Raw genomic sequence first — 2,122 nt, forward strand, 5'->3', positions numbered from 1 at the left:
GGCGCGGGCCTTCGGCTTGGCAGCCTGGCGGGTCTGCGCGGCGGCGGGGCGGCTGCCCTTCTTCTTCGCTGCTTCGGCCGGCGGAACGGCGCTGAACAGGAACAACGCGGCGATGGCAGCGGCCAGGACGCGGGGGGAATACGGCATCAAGAAGCTTCCGTGGAACACAGACCGTGGAGCTTGCACGATCCGCGCGCGTACGGCCAGCGTGAGGGCGCAGTCAGCTTGCGCGCCGCTGGGGCTTCAGTCAGCCGCGGCCGCAGCGCGCAGGTCGACGGCGCGCTGCTCGCCCAGATAGCGGGTGATTGCGCGGCGCATCAGGTACAGCAACGGAATCAGGGCGATCGCGAAGCCCATCTTGTAGACATAATTGACACTGCTGACCGCCAGGAACAGCGATGTCGGCCAGTGCTGCGGGCCGAGCACGAAGGCGATCCAGATCACCACAAAGCTGTCCACCAGCTGCGAGACCGCAGTGGAACCGGTGGCACGCAGCCATACATGGCGCTCGCCGGTTGCTTGGCGGATGCGATGGAACACCGCCACGTCGATCAACTGGCCGAACAGGAACGCCACCAGCGAGCCGGCGATGGTCCACATGCCCTGTCCGAACACCGCCGCGAACGCGGCCTGGTAATCGGGCACGCCGTGGGCATCCATCGAGGTCACCCACCAGCTGGCCGGTGCCAGCGAGATCGCAGCGAAGGCGAACAGGAAACCGTAGGCGATCAGCACCACCGCCAGCCACGAGATGAAACGCACCCCGCGCTTGCCGAAGAATTCGTTGATGGTGTCGGTCATGATGAACACCACCGGCCACAGCAGCGTGCCGGCGGTGAAGCTCAACGAACCGGTCTGGCCGAACAGGTTCCAGTTCAGCGGATCGATGCCGAGGGTGTCTTCCAGGGCGAAGATCTTCACCCCGATCAGTTCGGCCAGTACTGCGTTGCCACAGAAGAACGCGGCCAACACGATGAACAGCAGGACCGCGCGGTCCTGCAGCGGGCGCGCGTGCGACGCCTCGCTCATTCGGAACGATCGCCAGCGCGGGTGAACGGAACGCTGGAGGGCGCCACTGCACCGCCGGAAATGATGAAGCTCATCGCCTGGTCCACCGTCCAGTCGGTCGGGGTGAGCAGTTCGACGGGCACGATTTCCAGATAGCCCGAGGTCGGGTTCGGCGTGGTCGGCACATAGACGGCCGCCAGTTCGCGGTCGGTGCCCTGTTCCTTGATGACCCGGGTGACCAGGCCGACCGATTTCATGTCGCGGTGCGGGAAATCGATCAGCACCACGCGCTGTGTGCTGCCCGGCTCGGTCTGCAGCATGTCCAGCAGCTTCTTGGCGCTGTCATAGATGATGCTGGCCAGCGGAATGCGCTTGATGACCGCGCCGACCCAGCGCAGCAGGCGCTGGCCGACCACGCGGCGGCTGGCCACGCCCACCGCCAGGATCACCAGCAGGGTGGCCAGCAGGGCGATAGTGTTCTGGATCCATTCGGCGCGGACCCAGCCGAGATAATGCGGAAAGTTGGTCGCGATCTGTTCGGACAGCGGCACGACCAGCGGGCTGGAGATGCCCGACAGCAGCACGAACACGAATTTGACCACCACCCAGGTCAGCCAGATCGGCAACAGGGTCAGCAGGCCGGTCAGGAACAGGCGCTGCAGGGAGGGGCGGGGAACCAGGGCGGGGGCTTCGAGCGACATGCGCGCATTGTAGCGGTCGCGGCCGCTCGTTTACGCTGTCCGTTGGCGGTGCAGGCCATACAGGGAAAGGATACCGTGTTGAGGATGCTGCGGTGGTTGAGCTGGGCAATGCTGGGTCTGCTGGTGATGGCCGTCGCGGCATGGCTGCTGTCGAGGTACTGGCCGTTGTCGGCCGCCCAGCGGGAAGACGGGCGTCTGCTTGAGGCCGTGCAACCCAACGAAGGTCGCAACGGCTTCGCCCTGCTGTGGACGCTGCCCTTCGATGGGCTGGACCAGGCCCAGCGTGAGGCGGCGTTGGCCGAAGATCTGCGGCGCTGGCAGGCCTCGCCGTCGCAGGCGTCGCACACGTCGTTGCTGGCGGCCGCGCACGCACCGTTGAAGCTGGATGGGGCAGGTCGTTGTGCCGTCGGGCC

At 66.3% G+C, this 2,122-nt stretch carries 2 protein-coding genes and 1 pseudogene; 1 reads left to right on the forward strand and 2 read right to left on the reverse strand.

Annotation, left to right across the window (positions count from 1 at the left end):
- Positions 1 to 243: 243 nt before the first annotated feature.
- Together AB4Y84_RS19960 and AB4Y84_RS19965 are read right to left on the reverse strand one after the other, a co-directional pair.
- Positions 244 to 1,029, reverse strand: a complete 786-nt coding sequence (locus AB4Y84_RS19960; RefSeq protein WP_223496057.1) for a queuosine precursor transporter — start codon at positions 1,027 to 1,029, stop codon at positions 244 to 246.
- Positions 1,026 to 1,709: a DUF502 domain-containing protein gene (locus AB4Y84_RS19965; protein WP_100553172.1), complete on the reverse strand. Its 684-nt coding sequence runs from the start codon at positions 1,707 to 1,709 to the stop codon at positions 1,026 to 1,028. The genes AB4Y84_RS19960 and AB4Y84_RS19965 overlap by 4 nt, the downstream gene beginning before the upstream one ends.
- An 84-nt stretch (positions 1,710 to 1,793) precedes the next feature.
- On the opposite strand from AB4Y84_RS19965, the pseudogene AB4Y84_RS19970 reads away from it, so the two are divergent.
- Positions 1,794 to 2,122: pseudogene (locus tag AB4Y84_RS19970) on the forward strand (hypothetical protein); the annotation flags it as partial.

Origin of the sequence: Stenotrophomonas sp. 2YAF22 (assembly GCF_052114665.1) — a bacterium.
GTDB classification, from domain to species: Bacteria; Pseudomonadota; Gammaproteobacteria; order Xanthomonadales; family Xanthomonadaceae; genus Stenotrophomonas; species Stenotrophomonas indicatrix.